Source organism: Rothia koreensis (assembly GCF_052232265.1).
GTDB lineage: Bacteria > Actinomycetota > Actinomycetes > Actinomycetales > Micrococcaceae > Rothia > Rothia koreensis.
Genome location: NZ_CP197643.1, coordinates 345260 through 367317 on the forward strand (window position 1 = coordinate 345260; position 22058 = coordinate 367317).

Genomic DNA, 22058 nt, shown 5'->3' on the forward strand with positions numbered 1-22058 from the left:
GGATTCTCCTACTCGTCGACGGTCACATTGGGGCTCAGCGGGCTGTACTCGGCAAGCCAGGGAAACAGGTACTCCACCATGAGGCAGACCACCGCAACCACCAGAACTATCGCAATGATGATCCGGACCCACAGGGGACCTGGCAAGTGGGCGAAGATCCAGCCGTACATCTATTTTCCGCCCTCTCCCACCTGGTCGGCAATCTCCGTGGGCGGGCCCTCCGCCTGGGGCCGCCATCCCTCGTAGACAGCGTAGGCGATGATCCGTTCGGACGACCCGAAACGGGGGTTGCAACTGGTCAGCGTCATGAGTCGGTCCTGGGGTTCCGCCCCGGGGTTCCCGGGAACGGGGGCGGTCACGTCCGTGGCGGAGGGGAGCACGATTTCGTTGTTTCGGAAAACGTAGGTGTAGTAGCCCGAAGCGGTCCTGACATAGATGCGGTCCCCGGCCACCAACTGGTCGATCTGGTCGAAAACCTTGCCGTTGGTCTGGCGATGTCCGGCCACGGCGAAGTTGCCCACGTCCCCCGGCATGGCGCTGGATTCGTAGTGCCCGATGCCCAAGGTGTCCAGGACGTCGCGTCCCGTTCCCTGCATGATCGGGCGTTCGTAGTCGTGCCCGAATCGCGGAATGTACATGATGCCGATGCCTTGCCCGTGGCCCGGGGCGGCGTCGACGACGGGGTTCTCTGAGTCGCCCTTCGTGTCTTCGGGTGGCGAGGAGCGGAAGTCCTCCTTGAGGTGGGCGACGGCGTCGGCCTGCGTCCGGTCGGATTCCAGGTTGGTCCACCACAGCTGCCAGGCGACGAAAAGAACCAGCACGAGTCCGGCAGTGATGAGAAGCTCACCGAAGACCTGGACCACTGTTCCCACGACTCCGCCGCGACGTCGTCCGGCGCATTCGGGCCTCTCACTGGCCGACACGTCTACCTCCAGGCGCAGAATGTGTTGCCAAAATCATTGGGGCGAGCTGTGAATCCACCTGCCCGTATCGGCAACACCCTGGCGGATTGGTTAGACTCGACAATCAGGCGAACGGACGCCGAAGACGGGCCGTTGCGCGCAAGAATCATACCTGATGTGGACACCGCGGTCGTCGAGCGCGGGATTCCAGGAGGACCGAGAATGGCCGAGGACAAGAACAACGGCGAGGACACGCCCACCGGCGGCACGTCGCCCGACAAGAAGGCCCGGCGCGGGCGCTTCGGATCGCGCCGCTCCGGCTCGAGCGTCGCGGGTTCTGCAACCGACGCCGCGTCGAACGACACCGGGGACGCCGTCGCCGAAACGGACCGCCAGACCACCCTCGTGGCCGACAAGCAGGACGAGACCGAGACCTCGGAGACCCGCTCGACCGTGAAATCCAAGCGGTCGCACGAGAGCGCCGAGGACGAGCGTCTCCGCAAGATCGCTGACGACATGACCTCCAACATCCGGCAGTCCTCGCCGACCCCCACGTGGTACATCGCGATCATGCTGGGCTTCATGATCATCGGGCTGCTGTGGATCATGACGTTCTACATCTCCAACCAGGCCCTCCCCATTCCGGATCTCAGCTTCTGGAACATCGCAATCGGCATCGGACTGATGATGATCGGACTCATCATGACCACCAGGTGGCGCTGAGTGGCCGTTGACCGGTCTCCCCTCGGCCCCGAGGACGAGCCGGAGCGTGACCCCGACGCGGTGGACGGCACCAGCGGCGGGACCGAGGACGGGCGCGGGGACGCGCGTGGGGACGGGCGCGGAGGGACCGGCGACGCGCGTGGGGATGCGCGTGGAGATGCGCGTGGAGACGGGCGCGGCGACGACGTCGTTCGTGGCGACGAACCGGATCCCGGGCCGGTCGCTCACTTGAGGAGCGAGCCCGACGCGGATCCCGGCGCCCACGCGCAGGAACCCCGACCCGACATCAGGGCCGCAAAAACCGAAACCCGACTCCGGCGGTGGGCTCTCCTCCTGCTCGTTCTGGTCCCGGCGATCTACTTCGTGATCCAGAAATTGGTTTCGTAGCGGGTTTTGGCGCCGTCCTCGGGGTCGAAGTGGCAATTTCGTGCACTTCCAGGGCCGCCCCGGCGTCGAAGTGGCAGTCTTGTGCAGTTGCAGCGCCAGCCCCGCGGTCGAAGTGGCAATTTCGTGCACTTTCGGCGCCGAAGTGGCAATCACGTGCACTTCCGGCGCCGAGGTGGCAATTCCGTGCGGAAACCGGGCCTAATTCCGCACGGAATTGCCACTTCGCGGGCCGAAACGCACGTGATTGCCACCTCGCGGGGGTGAGCGCACAAAGCTGCCGCCTCGCGGATCAGCGACGCACGTAATTGCCACTTCGCGGAGAGCAACGCACAATACTGCAGCCTCGCGGGCCAGGGGCGCACAACACTGCCACCTCGCGGGGTCAGAGCCGCACAAGATTGCCACCTCGCGGACGGCCGGGGCCGAGGCCGGCCGGGGGTCTCGCCGCGGCGCGAGGCCGGGGGGGGGTCGCGCGGCCGGCCAGCCGCGGCCGACCCCCCCCCGCGAGCCCCGCGAGACCGAACCGGACTCAGGCGTTCAGGGCGGTGAACCCGGCGTCGATCGCCATGAACAGGGGGATCACCCAGAACACGGCCAGGACAAGGGGCGACGTCGAGCGTTTGAGTCGCAGCGTGGAGATCACCGCGATGGCCAGAACCCCGAGGATCGCGACCACGGCCAGCAGCACCGGGGTCCCGGAAAAGACCATGGGGAGGTCGGCCCGCGACAGGACCGCGCCGGCGACGCCCATGACGATGGCGATTCCGAAGACGATGCCGAAGACCCATGCGTTGTAGATCGCGGTGCTCCCCCAGGCCGTCGTCGCCGTGGTGACCCCGACCAGCGCGACCAGAACGATCCAGCAGATCAGGGTGCCCATGTTGATCACGAGGTCGGTGCCCGTGATCCAGTCGCGGATCGCGTAGGAACCCACGAGCAGCAGGAGAACCTGCACGACGACGGGCAGGGCGATGTGGAGAATTCCTCGCTTCTCCGTGGACTTGGGTTCGAATCCCAAGGACCGCACGTAGCTTTCGGCGTCGCCGTACTCGTCCTCGGGGAACCGGTCGACGTCGTCGCACTGGGCGTGCACGGCGGAGAGACGGTCGGCGATCTCCTCCGACGTCGCCCCCGCGCTCCTGAGGCTCAGAACGAAGTCATCGACCCACGATCGGTGGGCTTTCGTCCAGTCTTCGAGCGTCGCCATGGCGAACCTCCGTCGGCGGGTCGGTCAATGTATCTCCTTCGACCGTAGCGCACGGTCGAGGACGCCCGAACGGCGCAAGGCCTCCGGCCTCGGGAGGAGGTCGGGAGGCCTTGCGCGGGCGGGGATGCCGTCAGGCTTTCATCACGCGGTCGGAGCCACGAATGCGACGTCGAGCGAGATCGTGACCTTGTCGGACACCAGGACTCCACCGGTCTCCAGGGCTGCGTTCCAGGTGATGCCGAATTCCTTGCGGGAGATCGACGCCGCCACCGAGAAGCCGGCGCGGGTCGCACCGAACGGGTCGACGGCGACGCCGCCGAACTCGCCCGTGAAGGACACGGGACGGGTCTCGCCCTTGATGGTCAGGTCACCGTTGAGGGTGAAGTCTTCGCCATCGGACTCGATCGACGTCGAGGCGAAGGTCATTTCCGGGTGGTTCTCGGTGTCGAAGAAGTCGGCTCCCTTGACGTGCGCGTCGCGGTCGGCGTTGCCGGTATCCAGGGATCCGACGTTCACGGAGGCGGTCACGGAGGATTCCTCGCAGACGTTGAGATCTGCGGAGACCTCGTTGAAGGTGCCGCGCACCTTCGAGATCCCTGCGTGGCGGACGGTGAACTCGACCTCGGAGTGAGCGGGGTCGAAGGTCCAGGTGCCGGGGGTGAGCTCGTTGAATGCGGTCATGGTGATGATCCTTTCTCGATCTGTGTTCGCCATTTACTTTACAAGTAAACCTTTTCCACCGTAACCCCCTGGCGTCGAAATCTATTCCCGACCCCACGCGAGCTTTCCGTTGCGCGGCAGCGGCAAGTCATGACGGAAATTTTCCCTCGATGACGTCCGCGCCTCGACGCCGCCGCACACCTGTCACACCACGAGATTTCCATCTACCCTGTTAGGTACACCTAAACCGATGGAGGACATGTGACTACCGCACCCGTGTTTGAGCCCCGCGAAGAATCCGAGCAGTACGAGGCAGATCTCGTCGTGCTCGGTGCGGGCGGCACAGGAATTGCAGCAGCACTGGCCGCGGCCGAACAGGGAATCAGGGTCGTCCTGCTCGAGAAGGGCAACCGCCCGGGCGGGGCCGCGATGTTCGGCGCCACCGGCTTCGCCGCCTACGAGTCGGATCAACAGCGCGAGGCCGGCGAGACCTTCAGCGTGCAGGACGCCTTCCACGCGATCACCGAGTACAACCGTCACCGGTGCAACGAGAAATTGGTGCGCGCCGTCGTCGGACGATCGGGCGAAACCGTCTCCTGGCTCGAAGGGCACGGGCTCAAAACCACCCTGGCCGAGCACGACGACGCCCACGTCGCCCCGGTCCGCGCCGAAACGGGGATCCTGACGGCCCATCGCAACGCGCGCACGTACCACCGGTACGCCTCCAAATTCGGCGGGTTCAAGAAGATGCTGAAGTCCTTCGAAGCCATGGGCGGAACCCTCCTGACCGAAACCGCGGCGACCTCCATCGAGATCGGCGACGAGGGAGAAATCCTGGGCATCCGGGCCGACAAGACGGAGGCCGGAAAGCCGATCTCCACCCCGACCGCGCTCAGCAAGGATGCGACGGAGGATCTCGCCTCGGACGAAAACTCCGCCCCCATCCATGTCGACATCCGTGCGCGTGCCGTCGTGATCGGCACGGGTGGATTCGTCGGGAACCTCGAGCTGGTCCAGAAGGAACTCGGCCCCATTGACGCTTCGACCCTCCACTTCACCGGGGAACGCAAGTCCGTGGGAACCGGCCTGGACATCGCTTCTGCGGCGGGCGGCGTCGCGACCGCCGACCGGACCTTGGACATCCCGAGCTTCACGGTCCCCGGGCGCTTTTCCTCCCGCGCACTCGCAGTCCTCGCGAACCTTCCCTTGTTGTGGGTCAACACCGCGGGCAAACGGTTCATCGACGAGGCCGTGACGTATCGGTTCGGGCAGCGCGGGTCGGCGGTCTACCAGCAGGGCGGTCATTTCTGGATGATTCTGGATTCGGAAACGGTCGAGAAGCTGTCCTCGGACGGGCTCGATCTCTCGCCGGCCGAGGACCACGGCGCACCACTGCCTCCCGGAACCGTGGGCACTCCGGCCCAGCCGCAACTCGTGGAGGCCCTGGGCGAAGCCGTGGATTGCGGATCGGCTTACATGGGCACTTCCGTCGAGGAGTTGGCCGGCGCCGTCGGCTTCCAGGCGCAAGAGTTCGCCGCGACCGTCGACCGTTACAACGAAGCCGTGGAGAACGGCGACGACGACGAATTCTTCACTCCCGCCTCGATCCTCCGCCACCGAGTGAGCGAAGGGCCGTTCTACGCCGTCAAGGTGGTCAACACCGTCCGCGGGACGCTGGGCGGAATCCGTATCGACGAACGTGCCCGCGTTCTGGATGCGCACAGTGTTCCGGTTCCCGGCCTGTTCGCCGGCGGCAACGAAACCACCGGTTTCTACGGAGGCACGTACCCTCAGATCGACGGCCTGACCCTTGCCTTCGCGTTCAACTCGGGCCGCATCGCCGGCGAGACGGCCGCGGAGTACCTGAGTCGATAGAAGCACCTCACGCTGGCGCCGGGCACGCCGTGTCCGGTCGATTCGTTTCGCCCTGAGATGGGGGGCAGCCCCGGGACGGCGTTCGCCGTCATTGGCGGAGGCGGGCGTGGGCCGTGGCCCTGATGGCTTCGGTGAGCGTCTGGAGCGCCGGCGAATCGATCGTCCACCGTTGCCAGTAGATGGGGATGTCGATGGGCCGGTCTACGAGCTTGATGAGCTCACCCCGTTCGAGCGCTTCCTCCGCCTGCAGGTCGGGCACGGCGCCCCACCCCATGCCCAGAAGAACCGAACGGTAGTACTGGGTCGATGAAGGGATGTACACGCGGGGAGCCTGCGTCTGCGGCCTGAGACCGTGGCTCTCCGCGAGCAGCTGGACCATGTCATCGAGCATGATATCCTTGCGCTCGAACTGGATCACCGGTGCCTCGCGGAGCCGCTGTTCCGTGAGCATGTACGGGAGGCCGTCGGCCCCAGGAAAGAAGTGGTCGATGAAGTCCGGGGACGCGGCAATGAAGTAACGCGTGGATCCCAGGACTTCCACGGAACACCCCTGAACCGGTTGGGGATCCACCGTGAGCGCGCCCATGACCGACCCGGACCGCAGCAGGGCCGAGGAATGTCTTTCGTCCTCTCGGTGGACCTCGCAGTAGATGCGCTCGTCACGGGGCACCGAGGCGAGCGCGTCCAAGAGCCAGGTGGCCAGTGAATCCGAGTTGGACGCGATCGCGAGTCGCCGAGCCTGGTCCCCGCCGGTGAGTCCTCGTTCCGACTCCACGGTCAGCAGTTCGATCTGCTTCGCGAGCCGGAGGACCGTGGCCCCGGGGTCGGTGGGTTCGACAGGGTTGGATCGCCGGAGGAGGATCTGCCCACACGATTGCTCCATGGCCTTGATTCGTTGCGATACTGCGGACGCGGAGACCCCCAATACTGGTGCGGCTTCTTCGAAGGTTTTTTCTTCCACCACGGTGGCGAAGGTTCTGAGCTGCTCGGCGGTAAATCTCCTCATGGCCTCATCCTAAGATGATCTAAGGTATCCTGAAACAGTTTAGCTGTACTGTTTCCTGCGGCCGTCCTACCGTGGTTCCATGACCATCGACTTCTCGCTGATTCTCCTGGGCCTCGGGACGACTCTCGCCCTCATCACGGCCATTGGCGCGCAAAATGCGTTCATTCTGAAGCAGGGGATCCTGGGACGCCCGATGATGCCGATCATCATTTTCTGCATCGCTGCCGATGCCCTGCTGTACGCGGCCGGCATCGGCGGAATGGGATACCTGGTCCAGGAGGTTCCGTGGGTGCAGACCGTGCTGCTCTGGGCGGGCGTGGCCTTTCTGCTCGGCTACGGCCTGATGGCCGCCAAGAGGGCGATCTGGCCCAGCGGTGAGGCCTTGGTGGTGACGCCGCAGGACGCCATCGGGCCCGGCGCGAGAGTTCCTGACGAAGGTTCGACCGTCCAGGATCTCGAGCGAGACGAGGTCGACGCGATGCACCGGGGCGGCGTCGCCGTGAAGAGGCGCGCGAAGGCCCGCGCCCGTTCCACCGCTCGCAGGTCAACGACGTCGGAACCCAGCGTGCTGGCCCTGCTTCTCACCTGCGCCGCGATGACCTTTCTGAATCCGCACACGTACCTGGACACCATGGTGCTGATCGGGTCGGTCGGCAACCAACAGGGCGATCCGGGTCGGTGGCTCTTCTTCGTGGGTGCCGTATTGGGCTCAACCGTGTGGTTCTTCGCCCTCGGCTTCGGAGCGCGGCTCCTTCGCCCCTTCTTCGCGCGCCCCGGAACGTGGAGGATCCTCGACGGCTTCATCGCGCTGCTCATGTTCTTCATCGCAGGTCACCTGATCCTGGGGTAGGCATCTGCCTCTTTCTCCTGTGACGCCGCGTGCGCTGCTGCCACGGGCGCCGTTCATGCCTGGAGTTTGAACGCTACTATGTTTATGTTCAAGGTATCCTTATCAGTTACATAGGAAAGATTAAGTAGTGTCTTTCTCCCACTCGCACACCACTCCTCCGGATTCCGACTACCGCCGCGTAGGCCGCGACCTCCTCTGCGCAGGAGCTCACTGGCTCGCCGCCCCCAAGGGGGATGAGCAGGGCGCGAATCGTGCCCTTGCGCTCCTCCGGTGAGGAATACCTGAAGGGCACTGTCATCCGTGTGAGCATCAGGAGAACCGCACTGGGGGCTGTCCAGGTTTCACTGGAACCTCCCGCCATCGCCGTGCGACACCTCCGATTGATATTCGAATGGCTCGGGCCTCATCGGAGCGGCACCCGACCATCGGCCCGACCGTCGTGGGTCACGAACGGGCAATGAGCCTCCGGCTCTCATGGCAAATCCTGACGTGTGGCAGGTGTCGGGCCGAGACCCCCAGCGCCACGAAGGATGCTGGTCAAGCATCAGCGAGGCCCCTGGCCCAGCGGCCGAGGCCAATCCCCTGGATGTGGGCTACAAGGCCGCGCACCCTCCTCCTGTCCGACGAGAGAACCACCGTCCACGTGCAGTGCACGGACAACCCTTCAGGAAGACCCCCGGCACCTCTGCACGTCGAGAAGTCCTGCCCTTCGGATCCCCAACGAGTGCACCACCGCCCCAGCGCCGCGATGCTCCTTCCGCAGACCTTCTGGGAGAGGTCACGGGCAGTTCAGCTCGCGTTCGTCTGGGCAAACCTACCGTGAAGCGTCGAGAGACCCGCCGGCCCGCGGCACGGGCCATCACATACAAGGAAAGCAGACATGAGAATCGCAATTTTTGGTTCGGGATACGTCGGGCTCGTGACCGGGGCCTGCCTGGCCGACGGTGGGCACCACGTCACCTGCATCGATGTCGATCGAACCCGTGTCGACATGCTCCGGTCCGGGGGCTGCCCCATCTGGGAGCCCGGCCTCGAGGACATGATCCGTGCCAATACGGCTCAGGGTCGCCTGAACTTCACAGACGACGCCGCCGAGGGGCTTCGCGATGCCCGAGTAGCTTTCATAGCAGTGGGAACGCCCCAGAGCCCGGACGGTTCCGCGGACCTGACCTATGTCGACGCCGTGGCCCGTGACATCGGTCGGCTCGCCGAGGATCGGCTTCTGATCGCCAACAAGTCCACGGTTCCGGTCGGCACCGCCGCGCGCGTCCAAGCCATCGTGGACGATGCCTTGTCGCACCGCGAGAATCGCCCCACGATCACCGTGTGCTCCAACCCGGAGTTCTTGAAAGAAGGGGCCGCGATCCAGGACTTCAAGCACAGCGAGCGGATCGTGATCGGCACGTCGTGTCCGGAGGATGAGCAGACGATGCGCGACGTGTACAAGCCCCTCAACTGGCAACACGAGAAGATCCTGGCCATGGATGTCCCGTCGGCCGAGTTGACCAAGTATGCCGCGAACGCGATGCTCGCCACCAAGATCAGCTTCATGAATGAAATCGCGACCATCGCGGAGGCGACCGGGGCCGACGTCGAGAAGATCCGTGTGGGTATCGGATCGGACTCGCGCATCGGATACCCGTTCCTCTATGCCGGTGCCGGATACGGCGGGTCGTGTTTCCCCAAGGATGTCGCGGCGCTCGCCCACACCGCCCGGACCACGGGGTGTCAGCCGCGTATCCTCGACGCCGTCGACGCCGTGAACGTGACGCAGAAGGCGTCGTTGTTCCGCAAGCTGGCCAGGGCCGTACCTTCCCTCGAGGGTGCGAAGGTGACCGTCTGGGGCCTCGCGTTCAAGCCGAAGACCGACGACGTCCGGGAAGCGCCTTCCCTCGACCTGGTTCGTTCCCTCATCGAGGCCGGCGCCAATGTTCGGGCATACGATCCGGTGGCTATGGAGACCTTCCGGGCCGCCCTGGGCCGTCAGGCCGACCGGGTGGTCTTCACCGGCGGCAACCTGGACGCGCTCACCGGCGCGGACGCCTTGGCTATTTGCACCGAGTGGGAAGAGTTTCGCATGTTCGATCCCGATCGTCTCGCGTCCCGAATGCGTGGCCGAGTCATTGTCGACGGCAGGAACCTCTACGATCCGTCCCGCGTGGCAGAAGGCGGGTTCCACTACATCTCGGTCGGACGTCGGGAAGCGGAACCGACGGTTTCCGCCGATGCCCGGTAACGGCCGACGACGCAGCAGCCCCTCGCGCGAGGAGCCAACCCCCAGCATCCGAGACCGCGCGAATTCACACTGCGGTCACATTGGGAGATGAGACGTAAGAATACGTCTTCGCCTGCGTGGCGCCGGACGGCCGCTCTATCGTGAGACGAAAGGCAGGCCTAGCGGGAATCTGGAGCGAACCCGCTGAAAGGATGATCGATGACTGACGCGAGCCCAGAGAACAGGGAGACCATCTCCGAGATCTTCAAGGAGATCTTCGGGCACCACCCCGCGGGCGTCGCCATCATTACGGCCACCGACGAGGAAGGGCCGGTGGGCCTGACCGCCTCGTCCGTTTCCTCCATATCCGCCGACCCCGCCATCCTGGGGTTCTCCCTGGCCGCTCGGCGCGGGTCGGCGGCTCACATAGCCGACGCAGACACCTACCTGGTTCACCTCCTGGACGCGGAGAACGTGGAACTGGCCAAGACCTTCGCGACTCACGGCGCGCCCCGCTTCGGCGACGTCATGAACTGGGAGACCCTGCCCACCGGTGAACCCTTGCTCACGGACGTGAGCCGTGTGCTCCGGTGCCGCACCCTGACGCAGGCCCAGGCCGGCCCCGCCCTGGTTTTCACCGCCGAGGTCATCGAAGCCGCACGGAACGACGATCCGGGAACTCCCTTGGTTTATCACCGAAGAGCATTCCATTCCTTGGGCGAACACTCATACATAATTTAGTTACTGTCCAGTCCGCTATCAGGAAAAGTATTTTCTCCGTAATTTGTTGAAATAATTATTGTGGTCGCTCGCGGACAGGCTAGCTTTGTGGGGCTGGGTTGCTCGTGTGCACAGTGCGGCAATTCGGTGAGATGCGGTCAGACCCCCATAGACCGATCGCGTCATTCAATCACCGAAAATCACTACGGCATCTGATCCCCCAATTTTGATGCCGTCGGCACACGGCAACCCAGCGCTTCTCTTCGAGCAGCGAGGCCCTCGCGATCGCACGAAACGAACTTCTTTCCGCCGGCGAGCCACGGACTAGGCTGGGCCTATGGGCGTTGACAAGGTTTCCACTGAACAGACCGTGCACACTTCCGGGCCGGCGGCCCTCCCCTCCTCCTTCGAGCAGATCGACCGGCTCCTCCGTTTTCCCACGGTGAGTGAGACCTCGAATCTCGACCTGATCGAGTACATCGAGGAGCAGTTCGAGCGCCATTCGATCCCGACACACCGCACGTATTCCGACGACGGCGAGCGAGCCAATCTTTTTGCGACCGTCCCGGCCGCCGACGGTCGCACGAGTGGCGGCGTGGTCCTGTCCGGCCACACCGACGTCGTTCCGGTCGAGGGCCAACCGTGGGACACGGATCCGTTCGTGCCGACCATCAGGGACGGCAAGCTCTACGCCCGCGGCGGCGCCGACATGAAATCCTTCATCGGCGTCGCGCTCTGGCTGCTTCCGCGCGTGGTCGAGCAGGAACTCTCCGACCCGATTCACTTCGCCTTCACCTATGACGAAGAGCTCGGATGCCTGGGCGCGCCCCGCATGATCGAGGAATTCGTGGAACGCGGCGTCCGGCCCCAGTACGCGATCGTGGGCGAACCGACGCTGATGAACATTGTGGTGGCCCACAAGGCACCCCAACGCGGCCGCCTGACGTTCCGCGGCGTCCCCAAGCACTCTTCCCTGGCACCCCTGGGAATCAACGCCGTGAAACACGCCGGCGAATTCATCCACTTCTTCAACGGGCTGGTCGACGACCTGCGGGACAACGGCCCCCGGAAGGAAGGCTTCAACATCACCTACACCACCGGAGGCGTGAACTTCGCGCAGGGAGGATCGGCCTACAACATCGTGGCCGATCGTTGCGTGCTGGAATACGACTTCCGGATTGTCCCCGGCATCGACCCGGACGACCTGGCCGAACGGATCCGCAAGTACCTCCGCACCACCGTCGAGCCGGCTCTCGAACAGGAGATCGACCGCGTGCGCTCGTTCGGTGGTGCGGACGAGAAGGCCCTGGGCAAGGTCGGTGTGGATTTCGAGCTCCTGGCTCAGGTCCCCGCGTTGAATACCGACGCCGATGCCCCGATCGTGAAATTCGCCAAAGAACTCGGCGCCGTGCTCGATGGCGGCGGCGAGTCGCCGTATGTCTCCTACGGGACCGAAGGCGGTCAATATTTTGCCGCCGGAATTCCGGCCATCGTGTGCGGCCCCGGGTCCATTGCTCAGGCCCATACGGAAAATGAATGGGTCGAGTTGTCCCAGATCGAAGCCTGTGAACGGTTTATGATAGAAATCTTGAAAAAATCGAAGGCGTAAACCGACCGGCCTCACCGTTCAATGCGTGCCGCGCGAATAGCTTTTTATCGAAGAATATTGGCCGGGGAGGGTGCAGACATCACACATATTCGGAGGAGATGACATGCCCCGGAAACGGCGTATGGAACACGAACAAGCACGCGAACTGATTCTCGGAACGGCGCTGAAGGCCTTTGCCCATCAAGGATTTCACAGCACCACGATGGATGAGATCGCGGAGACCTCGAACTTGTCCAAGCCGTTCCTGTATCGATATTTCAAGAGCAAGGACGATCTGTACCTGGCCGTTATCGAGGACTGCTCCGAACAGTTCCTGTCCATGATGTACACGCCTCTCCACGCGGACTTGGCCTCCGAAGAGCGTACGGAAAGTTCCATCCACGTCCTGACCGATTTCGTGATCCAGGAGCCCGATCGGTACACGATCCTGTTCGAGTCGGACATGCTCAACACCAAGGCGGTCGACCAACGCGTCGGAAAGTTGCGCGATCGTCTCGTCGACACCCTCACCGAGGTTCTCCGCGAGGAATCGAAATTCACGGAGGAAGCCGCCTGCCGTCTCTGCGCGGAGGCCATCATCAGTGCGGCCCTGACGGCCTCGAAGGTGATTTCCACCGCCGAGACTCCCGAAGAGCAGAAGAGGCTCAGTGACGTTCTGGTCCGCTTCACCTGGGGCGGCATCAAGCACATGGACGACTGACCGACCAGCGGCCGCCCGCCTCCCGGCCCCAGAGCGAACCTCGGGGGGGGCCGGGAGGCGACGCGACCTGCGCGGCCTTTACTTTTCCTTGGTCAGGTCGTAGACCGTCGTGCCGCCGACGGTCGAGGCCTCGTAGTGGGCCTTGACCCATTCCTGGATTTCGGAGGACGACGACTCCCCCATTCCGCCGCCGCCCATGCCGCCGGCCACGAAGTACCGGATCCGTCCGTCATCGACCATGGACTTGAACTCGTCGACGGTCGGGTAGGGGTCGGACCCCATCCAGCCGCCGATGTCCAGGACCTCGGTATCCGAGGACAGCATGTAGCTCGCGGCACTCGTCGCGCCGACCGTCGCGGCGGAGTATTCCGTCCCGGCGTTCTTGAGAAGGTCGGTGAGCTCGCTGTTCGCTTCTTCTCCGCCCATTCCGCCGCCGTTGGCTCCGCCACCGGGTTGCGAGGACTGGCCCTGTCCATCCTGTTGGGCACCCTGCCCCTGTCCTGCTTGTTGGTCCACCTGATTCTGGCCGTCCTGACCGTCCTGGCCGTCGCCCTGTCCTTGGCCTCCTGCGCCATTCTGAGGACCTCCGGCGCCTTGGCCCATTCCGCCCTTCTCGCCCGCGGCCGAGGGGCCCGACGTCGGAATCGACCCATTGTGCGCATTGCCGACCGTTGCCAGGGCCCAGGCCCCGGAGCCCAGACCGCCGAAGACGAGGGCCGCCACCGCCAGAACCGCTGCGCCGCGTCGGACCGACCCGGTCCCGGACCTCGGCAGTCCCACGAAAATCAGGACGGAAGTCACCGAGCCGCCGATCAGAAGCACCCACCGGAGCCACGGCAGCCAATCGGGGGCCTCGCGCTGCATCAGGGCGAAACTCCAGATGACGGTCGCCAGCAGAGCAAGAGCGGCGGTTCGCCGGGTCACCGAGTGCCGCCGTCCTCGCCAGAATTCGGCGACGCCGATACCGACGATTGCGGCCACCGCAGGAGACAGAACCACCACGTAATACGGGTGGATGGTCCCTTCCATGAAGGAGAAGACCCCGGCGTTGACGATCAGCCAGCCGCCCCACACGATGAGTGCTGCCCGCGTGTCGTCGGTCCGCCGCGCGCGGCGCGTCAGCCAGAAGCCGGCGACCAGAATGATCACCGCGGCCGGAATCAGCCAGGAGATCTCGGCACCGAACCCTGAATTGAACATGCGGAAGACTCCGACGTCGCCGCCGAACATCGTGCCGCCGCCGGGCCCGCCGCCACCGGGGGCTCCGCCCGCCGCGGCCCCGGCCGCCGCGCCGCCACCGGCGGTCTCCGCGGCCTGGTCACTCGCGCCGCCCGGCGCACCCCCGCCACCGGAATTTCCGAAGATCCTGGCCAGGCCGTTGTAGCCCATGACCAGCTCCCAGAACGAGTTCGATTCCGTTCCGGCCATGTACGGACGTGATCCCTCGGGCCACCACGCGAAGACTGCCGCATAGGCACCCACGGGGAGGCACACGCCGATACCGGCCACGACGACGTCGCGGATCTTTCGCAGCCAGCCGGCTTGGGCCGCGATCGCGAAAGCCACCACGAGAGCCGGAATGGTCATGAACCCCTGAAGCATCTTGACCAGGAACGCCAGGCCGAGGATCAGCCCGGCCCCGAGCATCCACCCGGCCGATGCGAACCTCGCGGCGCGGTCGGACTGGATCGCGCGGATCGTGAAGTAGGCTCCCAGCACCAGGCAGAGCGTCAGCATGGCATCCGGGTTGTTGAACCTGAACATCATCACGGCGACCGGGGTGAGGGTCAGCGTCGATCCGGCGACGAGCCCCACGATCTTGCCGTTGGTCCGCCGGACGGCCAAGTACAGGACCCACACCGTGGCGATTCCCATGAGGGCCTGCGGGAGCAGGACCGTGAAGGAACTGAAGCCGAAGACGCGGGCGAAGAGGGATGGTATCCAGTAGGCCGCCGGGGGTTTGTCCACCGTGATGCCATTGTTGGCATCCAGTGACCCGAAGAGCATCGAGGTCCACGAGGTGCTCCCGGCTCTGACCGTTGCGGCGTAGAAACTGTTCCCGTAACCGGAAATCGTCAGATTCCAGAGGTAGACAGTCGTCGCAGCGACCATCATCGCCGCGATGGCGGGGTTGATCCAGGCGGGCTCCCCGGGTTCCCTTCGAAAGAGTATGGGCCGACGGCGCGGCACGGGGTCGGCGTTCGGCGCCTCCGCGGTCGGTGCGGTCCTGGTCATGGCGTGTCTGGTGATAGTTGAAGGAGTCATCGCATTCCTGGGTCGGTCGATTCGGGCGGGCCGGTTACGCGGCGGTCCGCGCGGCGTCGTCGGCTTCGTTCGTGCGCTTGGATTCCGCATCGGGGCGGAAGACCCACCACCGGAACATGAGGAACTTCAGCAAAGTGGCCATCAGGTTGGCCATGACCAGCGCGCCCGTCTCGACGACGGCGTGATCGCCCCGCAATTGGTGGACGCCCCACAGGGCCCCCGAAGTCAGTGCCCATCCCAGCCCGAAGACGAGCAGGCCCTGGACGTGATGGGTCATGGCCTTGTTCCGGCCGGTCACACCGAAGGTGAAGAACCTGTTGACCCCGGTATTGGCCACGGCCGTGATCAGCAGCGCGGCAAAATTGGCCCATTGCGCGCCCAACGCCGAACGGAGAAGCAGGAAGACCACGATGTAGGCGAGGGTCGATCCGACTCCGACGACGCAGAACCTCACGACCTGGCCGAAGAGATTGTTCGTCTGGCCGGCGATCGCGCCGCGGCCCAATTCCTCACGCAGCGCCGAGATCGGGATCCTGCCGTTGGCCATGGCCGCGGAGAGTCGAACCATGCCTTTGAGGTCGTCGGTGGCGGTTCTGACGACGTCGACCGAGCTGTCGGGGTCATCCGTCCAGTCCACGGGAACCTCGGCAACGCGCAGGCCGATTCTCTCGGCAAGCACGAGCATCTCGGTGTCGAAGAACCACGCCCCGTCGCCGGTGTGGGGGATGAGCTGACGGGCGACGTCGGCCCGAATGGCCTTGAACCCGCATTGTGCATCGGAAAAGTGGGCGCCCATGAACGTGCGGAGCAGAAGATTGTAACTACGAGAAATGAATTCCCTCTTGGCGCCCCGCACCACCCGGGCGTTACGAGCGAGCCGGCTCCCGATCGCGAGATCGGAGTGACCGGTGAGCAGTGGTGCCACCAGCGGCTGAAGGGCGGCGAGGTCGGTCGAGAGGTCCACGTCCATGTACACGAGGACGGCGGCGTTGGGCTCGCTCCACACCCGCCGGAGGGCGTTGCCTCGCCCTTTTTCGTCCAGGTGCACGACCCGCACGTGGGGCAGTTCCCGGGAGAGCCGCTCCGCGATCACCAGGGTCTGGTCGGTCGAGGCATTGTGGCTCATCGCATTTGAGGGTGTAGGTGGTTCCTGAAGCCGCCGGTGTCGAGCAGCGATCGGGCTATGTAGTTCGTGAGGTTCCGGAATCCGAGGGCGGAGCCGCGGAGGTGTTCCAGGCGCCCGTTGATCGCCTCTGTTGGCCCGTTGGACGTGCCGGGCCGGTCGAAGAACGCGAGGATGTCGGCGGCGCGCTGCTTGAGCGTGCGGCCGAGCTTGCGGACCTCCACGAGCGCGGCGGGGACGCCGCTGGAGACGGAATCGATGACGGCTGTCATCAGCTTCTTCGCCGTCTTCCGATCGGGTTCGCGGTAGGCAGCGATCACGCGCTGGTAGATGCCCCAGGTCGCCTCGACCTCGACGTGCTCGGAGACCGCGAACAGTGCCTCGAGACGGGTCTGCTGCCGGTCAGTGAGCAGCTGCGCGCCGGTGTGGAGGATGCGGCGGGCCTTGTAGAGCGGATCGTTTTTGCGGCCCCGCCGGCCGTGCAGGCACTGCTGGACGCGACGACGGCAGGTGTCGAGGGCGTCGCCGGCGAGGCGGACGACGTGGAACGGGTCCATCACCGCCTGCGCGTCCGGGAGCTCCTCGCTGACGGCGGTCTTGAAGCCGGTGAACCCGTCCATCGCGACGACCTCGACACCATCGCGCCAGTCCTGCGGGCGTGCGGCGAGCCAGGTCTTGAACACGGCTTTCGAGCGACCCTCGATCATGTCCAGCAGACGGGCGGGGCCGGTCTTGTCGCGGTTCGGGGTGAGGTCGATGATGACGGTGACGTACTTGTCGCCGACTCTCGTGTGGCGCCAGACGTGCTCGTCGACGCCGATCACGGCGACGCCGTCGAACCGGGCGGGATCGTCGATCAGCACTCGACGCCCTTCAGCGAGGACCGCGTTGTTCGCCGTGTGCCAACCGACACCGAGTCCGGCGGCGACGCGGGCGACGGTGAGGTGGTCGATCACGAGCGCTTCCAACGCCCACCGCATCCCGCTACGGGACAGCTTGGCTCGCTCGGGCGCCGCTGCCGTGAGGTCCTCACGCCAGGACCGTCCGCATCCCGAGCACTTGTAGCGGCGGACCCGGACCAGCAGCGTCGTCGGGCGATGACCGAACGGCTCGTGGGCGAGACGCCGCGTGTCCGTCCCGCGCGAGAGCGCCTGGCTACCGCATCCCCGGCACCACGGATCCGGCTCGGCGACGCGGCACTCGATCACCGCGCGATCCGGCTCAAAAAGCTGACCGGTGGCCACGAGGCCGAGCTCGTCGAGATGGCAGAACACGGTCAGATCAGGGGTCGCGAAGGTAGCGTGGTGCACGTCGAGGTCTTCCGGCAGATGGTCAGTGTGAGAACTTCCATCATCGGAAGGCCTCGACCCTCATCCGGCGACCGACGCGCTCAGCCACCTACCCCCTCAACTGCGAAGAGCCGGCATTGTCCGCGACCGTGACGGAGAAGGAATAGGGAAAATGTCCTTCCAAGTAGTTGCCGAGCCTGCGGATGCAGGTCTCGATGTCCTTCTCCTCGTTGTATACCGGGATGGTGATGTCCAGGACGGTTTCGGGGGCGTCCGTGTCAATTGCCCGCCGACCGATGTCTGTGATTCTGGACGACGCCGCGGGCGAAGTTACTGCCCGGTCGGATTCCGGGGAAGTTTTTCCTCCGAGGCGGTCCAAGGGCTCCGTGGTTGCCGTGGGCTCCGTGGGATCGAGAGTGCGGCTGCGGCCTGTCGTTGCGCTGCTGGTTGATGTGATCATGCATCCAACGGTTCACGTCGGACTTATGTCGTCGATGGGGCTCTGCTGTGCCGCTCCTGTGACTGATTCCGAGGGGCTCCGGGGGCGCCTGGTCACACAGCATGTGGACAGAGAAGAGGCCCGTGTTTGGGGGAACCACAACCACAAACACGGGCCTCTTCGACCCCGAGCGTACCTTAAAAGTTTAAAACTTCATAAGGCCCTAGGGAGAGGGCTCGGGGCGATGAGCGTACCGACCGGTTACCCAGCGGTACAAGAATTATCTCCGGTCACCAACCCTATCGCAAGATCTTCACCGGCGCATCGTCTCCGACGAATGAAACTGCATGCAATACACCACGGAGTATTCACGCCCCGGTGCCGCCCGAGCTCGCGGGCTTCTGCCCGTCCGCTCCGCCACCTGGTGGATCGCCGGCACCCGGCGCCTGCTTCGACCCGCCTCCCGGATCATTGCCGGCGCCGGAACCGCCGTTGGCACCATCACCGTCGGTGTCGCCGTCAGCAGCGCCGCTCTCTCCGTTGCCCTGTCCGGGGGCGCCCTGACCGTTCGTCGAACCGCCTGCGCCGGTCGAGCCCTGTCCACCCGCATCGGCCTGACCGCCGTCGTCGCCGTCTTGCCCAGAGCCTGCGGCGTTGCCGGAACCGCCGGAACCTTGGGCATCGCTCGCCCCCTGATTTTCTCCGGCCTGTTGGGAATCGGACGAGGTCTCCCCCGCCGTGGAGAGCCCGTATGCTGTTGCCGTTGCACCCCCGGTGACGGCGAGCGCGAGCGCGGCCGTGGCCACCGCCGTCTTGGCCGTGCTCGCGGGACCCTTCGGGATTGCCGCCCTACGGTACTCATTCCATTCCGAGGCGGGGGCTCCCCACGCGGGCCGGCCAGCGGCGGGTGTGGCCGGACGCGTGGTCCGATCCGGATGGACGTTCCACGATGTGTTCATTCTCTTCGAGGTCATGTACAGCCTTTCTGTCGACCGGATGGCCTTCCGCCTGGTCGCCCTGGCGGCCGATGCAGCGGGTCATCCGGTAGGTCCTCGACCCGTTGGTCCCCGACTCTGTCCCTGCATCTTGTGAATGGCCTGTGTCCGGTCGAAGGCGTGTCTGTGAGCTCCGGGAATTCGCGCTTTCGGCCTCCCGCCATGCCGTCTGCGGGATTATTCTTGGAGCCATGAGCCAATCCCCTTCGTCCTCCTCGGCCGCGCAGGTCGCCAAGAACCTTCCCTTGCTGGAGCACCCGGACGGCAGTCCGATTCGTGCCCTCGTGGTCGACGACGAAGCCATGCTCGCCGAACTCGTCGGCGTCGGTCTCCGCATGATCGGCTGGGACGTCCGGCAGGCGGGCGACGGCCCCACCGCGCTCGATACGGCCCGCCGGTTCCTGCCCGATGTGCTGGTGCTGGACATCATGATGCCGGGCTTCGATGGGCTCGAGGTACTGTCCCGCATTCGACGCACCCAACCCGAGGTGCCGTGCCTTTTCCTCACGGCCAAGGATGCCGTGGACGATCGGATCGAGGGCCTCGCGGCCGGCGCGGACGACTACGTGACCAAGCCCTTCTCGATGGAAGAGGTCATGATCCGCCTGCACCGCCTGGTCCAGCGCTCCGGGGTGGCGGCGGCCGACGACGCCGAGCTCGTGGTCGGAGACCTCGTGCTCAATCAGGACACCCGGGAGGTCACGCGCGGTGGGGAAGAGATCCAATTGACGGCGACCCAGTTCGATCTGTTGCGGTACCTCATGGAGAACCCTCGGCGGGTCGTCTCGAAGGCACAGATCCTGGACAACGTGTGGAAGTACGATTTCGGCGGCCAGGCCAACATCGTCGAGTTGTACATCTCGTATCTCCGCAAGAAGATCGACGTCGGCCGCGACCCGATGATCCACACGGTCCGTGGCGCCGGATACGTCATCAAGCCGGCGGTGTGATGCGGCAGGCCACCGGCAGGGACAGCGATTCGACGACTCCTCGGAGGGGCCGCGCGTGGCGCCTGAGAACCCGACTCATCCTGATCCTGATGCTGCTCCTCGGGCTGGCCAGCATCGTGATCGGTGTCGTGAGCTACGGAGCCATGAACGCGACGCTGACCAATCAACTCGGTTCCCAGCTGACGGAAGCCTCGGATCGGGCCACGAATTTCTCGGGGGTCCGACCGGGCGACGCCGGCGACGTCCCTCAAGGGGCACCCAATCCCCTGAACGCGCCCGGACAGGCGGCGGGAACGCTCAACGCAAGGATCGACGACGGCCGGTTCCTCGCGGGCGGCATCCTGGACACGGGCGGATCCGTGGTGAATCTGACCGACTCGGATCGCGAGACCCTGAAGAATCTCGAGCCCGGTAGTCCGGCCACCAAGGTCGACCTGTCGAAGGGCAAGTACCTGGTGGTCTCCGACGTCGACCACACGGGCCAGGTGGTCGTGACCGGACTGCCCCTCAAGAATGTTCAGCGAACCCTGAATATTCTGGTCGCGATCATGGTGGGAGTTTCGGTTGCTGCTCTGCTCCTGGTGGGTTTGTTGGGGTCGGTCGCGGTCAGACGCACCATGAAACCCCTCGAGCGCGTGTCGGCGGTTGCGACCAGTGTGTCGAGGCTCGACTTGGAATCGGGGCAGCTTCCTGGTGCCAGCCGCGTGGCCCGCAGGGACGCCCACCAGGACACGGAGGTGGGCGCCGTCGGACATGCCCTGAACCGGATGCTCGACAACGTGGGCGCCGCGCTCACGGCTCGGCAGAAGTCCGAGGACCGGATGCGGGAGTTCATCGCCAACGCCTCGCACGAGCTTCGCACGCCGCTCGCCGCGATCCGCGGTTACTCGGACCTTCTGAAGTGGACCGAGGACTTCACCCCGAATGGGGAGAAGTCCCTGGCCCGCATCGACTCCCAGTCCCAACGCATGTCAGGACTCGTGGAGGATCTGCTGCTCCTGGCCCGGCTGGACGAAGGCCGCCCGCCGGAGAAGGAGGCGGTGGACCTGACCGAACTCGTGGTCGAGAACGTTTCGGACCTCCAGGTCGCCGCGCCGGACCACGAATGGGAGCTGGCCCTGCCGGAGGAGCCCGTCACGATCCGGGCGGACCGGAGGCAGATCCAGCAGGTCCTGCTGAATCTGCTCTCGAACGCCCGCAAGCACACGGACCCCGGAACTCGGGTCTCCACGGGGCTGTACGCCTCGGCAAACCACCGCGACGCGATCCTGAAGGTCGCCGACGACGGCCCCGGGATCGATCCGGAATTCCAGGACAAGATCTTTGCGCGGTTCGCGCGTGCCGACCAGGCGCGATCCGGCGAGGTCGGCACCTCGGGCTTGGGGTTGCCGATCGTCAAGGCGATCGTCGAGGCCCACGGCGGCACCGTCTCCTTCACCTCTCGGCCGGGGAACACCGAATTCGAGGTGAGGCTGCCGCTGCTGCTCGAGGCCGAGGACTCTGACGAGAACGACACGGCCACGAGCGGGATGAGACCGTCACCGGAAGACTGAGGCGTCCATCCCGGTGACGTAGGTGGCCTGACCCAAATGCTGCAGAGCGTCCTCGGTGACGCTGACCAGGCGAGGGCCCCGGCTGACCGGAGGATCCCACTGCTCGTCGATGATGTCGTCGAGGTCAGCGGGGCCCAACGTATCGATGTAGTCCTGCTCGGCCGCGACCACGGCGTCGAGGTGCTCGAAGAGCAGGCCGGCATCGTCGACGACGATGGAACGTGCCCTCTCCGCCGACTGGCCGAAGCCCAATTCGTGCGGTTCCAGATCCAACCCGAATCGTTCGTCGAAGTTCTGCGAGACCCAGACGGTCTCCTGCCCGGACAGGGCGCTGACCTGCTCGTCGATCTCGCGCGCGGTGTGCCAGAGCAACCATGCGACCGAATTGTCGTGCTCGCCGGGATGGGCATTGAGCATCTCATCCCTGACTCTGTCCTTGAGTCGGACGGCGACTTCGGACGGACGGTTGGCCAGATCCTTCAAGAGTTCGATCGCATCCATGGTCTCGACCCTACGCTCCGCCGCACGGGACCGTAACCCCTCGCCGCGAGTGCCCCAACATGGCTCCGAGAAGTGCATTTGCCCAGGTC

At 65.2% G+C, this 22058-nt stretch carries 21 protein-coding genes; 10 read left to right on the forward strand and 11 right to left on the reverse strand.

All coding sequences use genetic code 11. The features are described from left to right. Positions 1-8: 8 nt before the first annotated feature. Both ACTSLZ_RS01510 and ACTSLZ_RS01515 read right to left on the reverse strand, forming a co-directional pair. The gene (locus tag ACTSLZ_RS01510) at positions 9-170 is read right to left on the reverse strand and encodes a hypothetical protein (RefSeq protein ID WP_178979144.1); all 162 of its coding nucleotides are present in this window, start codon (positions 168-170) and stop codon (positions 9-11) included. Further along, on the reverse strand, positions 171-923 hold the full coding sequence (locus tag ACTSLZ_RS01515; RefSeq protein ID WP_443095477.1) for a class E sortase: 753 nt from the start codon (positions 921-923) through the stop codon (positions 171-173). 201 nt (positions 924-1124) lie between these two features. Between ACTSLZ_RS01515 and ACTSLZ_RS01520 the strand changes: the two genes are divergently transcribed. Then, positions 1125-1625 carry a cell division protein CrgA gene (locus ACTSLZ_RS01520; protein WP_443095478.1) on the forward strand — a complete coding sequence of 167 codons (501 nt, stop codon included), beginning with the start codon at positions 1125-1127 and terminating at the stop codon, positions 1623-1625. Then, positions 1626-2012, forward strand: coding sequence for a hypothetical protein (locus ACTSLZ_RS01525; protein WP_443095479.1), 387 nt, complete (start codon positions 1626-1628; stop codon positions 2010-2012). 529 nt (positions 2013-2541) lie between these two features. Here the strand turns inward: ACTSLZ_RS01525 and ACTSLZ_RS01530 are convergent. Together ACTSLZ_RS01530 and ACTSLZ_RS01535 are read right to left on the reverse strand one after the other, a co-directional pair. Continuing rightward, complete coding sequence (locus ACTSLZ_RS01530) at positions 2542-3219, reverse strand: hypothetical protein (protein ID WP_443095480.1); 678 nt, start codon at positions 3217-3219, stop codon at positions 2542-2544. 141 nt (positions 3220-3360) lie between these two features. Beyond that, positions 3361-3900 carry a YceI family protein gene (locus ACTSLZ_RS01535; protein ID WP_443095481.1) on the reverse strand — a complete coding sequence of 180 codons (540 nt, stop codon included), beginning with the start codon at positions 3898-3900 and terminating at the stop codon, positions 3361-3363. 240 nt (positions 3901-4140) lie between these two features. On the opposite strand from ACTSLZ_RS01535, the gene ACTSLZ_RS01540 reads away from it, so the two are divergent. Beyond that, positions 4141-5754, forward strand: a complete 1614-nt coding sequence (locus ACTSLZ_RS01540; protein ID WP_178979139.1) for an FAD-dependent oxidoreductase — start codon at positions 4141-4143, stop codon at positions 5752-5754. A gap of 88 nt (positions 5755-5842) precedes the next feature. On the opposite strand, the gene ACTSLZ_RS01545 is transcribed toward ACTSLZ_RS01540, so the two are convergent. Continuing rightward, positions 5843-6760 carry a LysR family transcriptional regulator ArgP gene (locus tag ACTSLZ_RS01545; protein ID WP_443095482.1) on the reverse strand — a complete coding sequence of 306 codons (918 nt, stop codon included), beginning with the start codon at positions 6758-6760 and terminating at the stop codon, positions 5843-5845. Positions 6761-6839: 79 nt separating this feature from the next. Here ACTSLZ_RS01545 and ACTSLZ_RS01550 point away from each other — a divergent pair, with 79 nt between their 5' ends. From ACTSLZ_RS01550 to ACTSLZ_RS01570, 5 genes are all read left to right on the forward strand, one after another. Continuing rightward, the gene (locus tag ACTSLZ_RS01550; protein ID WP_443095483.1) at positions 6840-7610 is read left to right on the forward strand and encodes a LysE/ArgO family amino acid transporter; all 771 of its coding nucleotides are present in this window, start codon (positions 6840-6842) and stop codon (positions 7608-7610) included. A gap of 880 nt (positions 7611-8490) precedes the next feature. Further along, positions 8491-9846, forward strand: coding sequence for a UDP-glucose dehydrogenase family protein (locus ACTSLZ_RS01555; RefSeq protein ID WP_443095484.1), 1356 nt, complete (start codon positions 8491-8493; stop codon positions 9844-9846). 198 nt (positions 9847-10044) lie between these two features. Continuing rightward, on the forward strand, positions 10045-10566 hold the full coding sequence (locus tag ACTSLZ_RS01560) for a flavin reductase family protein (protein WP_129315924.1): 522 nt from the start codon (positions 10045-10047) through the stop codon (positions 10564-10566). A gap of 349 nt (positions 10567-10915) precedes the next feature. Further along, a complete protein-coding gene (gene argE / locus ACTSLZ_RS01565) occupies positions 10916-12154 on the forward strand; it encodes an acetylornithine deacetylase (protein ID WP_443095485.1) in 1239 nt (412 codons plus the stop codon). Positions 12155-12257: 103 nt separating this feature from the next. Continuing rightward, entirely contained in the window at positions 12258-12854 is a 597-nt protein-coding gene (locus ACTSLZ_RS01570) for a TetR/AcrR family transcriptional regulator (RefSeq protein ID WP_129315922.1), read from the forward strand. A 78-nt stretch (positions 12855-12932) separates the two neighbouring features. Here ACTSLZ_RS01570 and ACTSLZ_RS01575 read toward each other — a convergent pair whose 3' ends face one another. From ACTSLZ_RS01575 to ACTSLZ_RS01595, 5 genes are all read right to left on the reverse strand, one after another. Continuing rightward, a complete protein-coding gene (locus ACTSLZ_RS01575; protein WP_443095486.1) occupies positions 12933-15119 on the reverse strand; it encodes a glycosyltransferase family 39 protein in 2187 nt (728 codons plus the stop codon). Positions 15120-15153: 34 nt separating this feature from the next. Further along, entirely contained in the window at positions 15154-16245 is a 1092-nt protein-coding gene (locus ACTSLZ_RS01580) for a GtrA family protein (protein WP_443095487.1), read from the reverse strand. Continuing rightward, entirely contained in the window at positions 16242-17552 is a 1311-nt protein-coding gene (locus tag ACTSLZ_RS01585) for an ISL3 family transposase (protein WP_179628043.1), read from the reverse strand. Before ACTSLZ_RS01585 ends, ACTSLZ_RS01580 begins: the two co-directional genes overlap by 4 nt. 88 nt (positions 17553-17640) lie before the next feature. After that, positions 17641-17991 carry a hypothetical protein gene (locus ACTSLZ_RS01590; RefSeq protein WP_443095488.1) on the reverse strand — a complete coding sequence of 117 codons (351 nt, stop codon included), beginning with the start codon at positions 17989-17991 and terminating at the stop codon, positions 17641-17643. Positions 17992-18338: 347 nt separating this feature from the next. Continuing rightward, positions 18339-18944 carry a hypothetical protein gene (locus ACTSLZ_RS01595; protein WP_443095489.1) on the reverse strand — a complete coding sequence of 202 codons (606 nt, stop codon included), beginning with the start codon at positions 18942-18944 and terminating at the stop codon, positions 18339-18341. Between the two features lie 212 nt (positions 18945-19156). Here ACTSLZ_RS01595 and ACTSLZ_RS01600 point away from each other — a divergent pair, with 212 nt between their 5' ends. Both ACTSLZ_RS01600 and ACTSLZ_RS01605 read left to right on the forward strand, forming a co-directional pair. Continuing rightward, complete coding sequence (locus ACTSLZ_RS01600; protein WP_397555337.1) at positions 19157-19915, forward strand: response regulator transcription factor; 759 nt, start codon at positions 19157-19159, stop codon at positions 19913-19915. Further along, positions 19915-21468 carry a HAMP domain-containing sensor histidine kinase gene (locus ACTSLZ_RS01605; RefSeq protein WP_443095490.1) on the forward strand — a complete coding sequence of 518 codons (1554 nt, stop codon included), beginning with the start codon at positions 19915-19917 and terminating at the stop codon, positions 21466-21468. The genes ACTSLZ_RS01600 and ACTSLZ_RS01605 overlap by 1 nt, the downstream gene beginning before the upstream one ends. Here ACTSLZ_RS01605 and ACTSLZ_RS01610 read toward each other — a convergent pair. Next, entirely contained in the window at positions 21454-21969 is a 516-nt protein-coding gene (locus ACTSLZ_RS01610) for a mycothiol transferase (protein WP_443095491.1), read from the reverse strand. The two genes, ACTSLZ_RS01605 and ACTSLZ_RS01610, sit on opposite strands and share 15 nt — an antisense overlap. Positions 21970-22058: the final 89 nt, after the last annotated feature.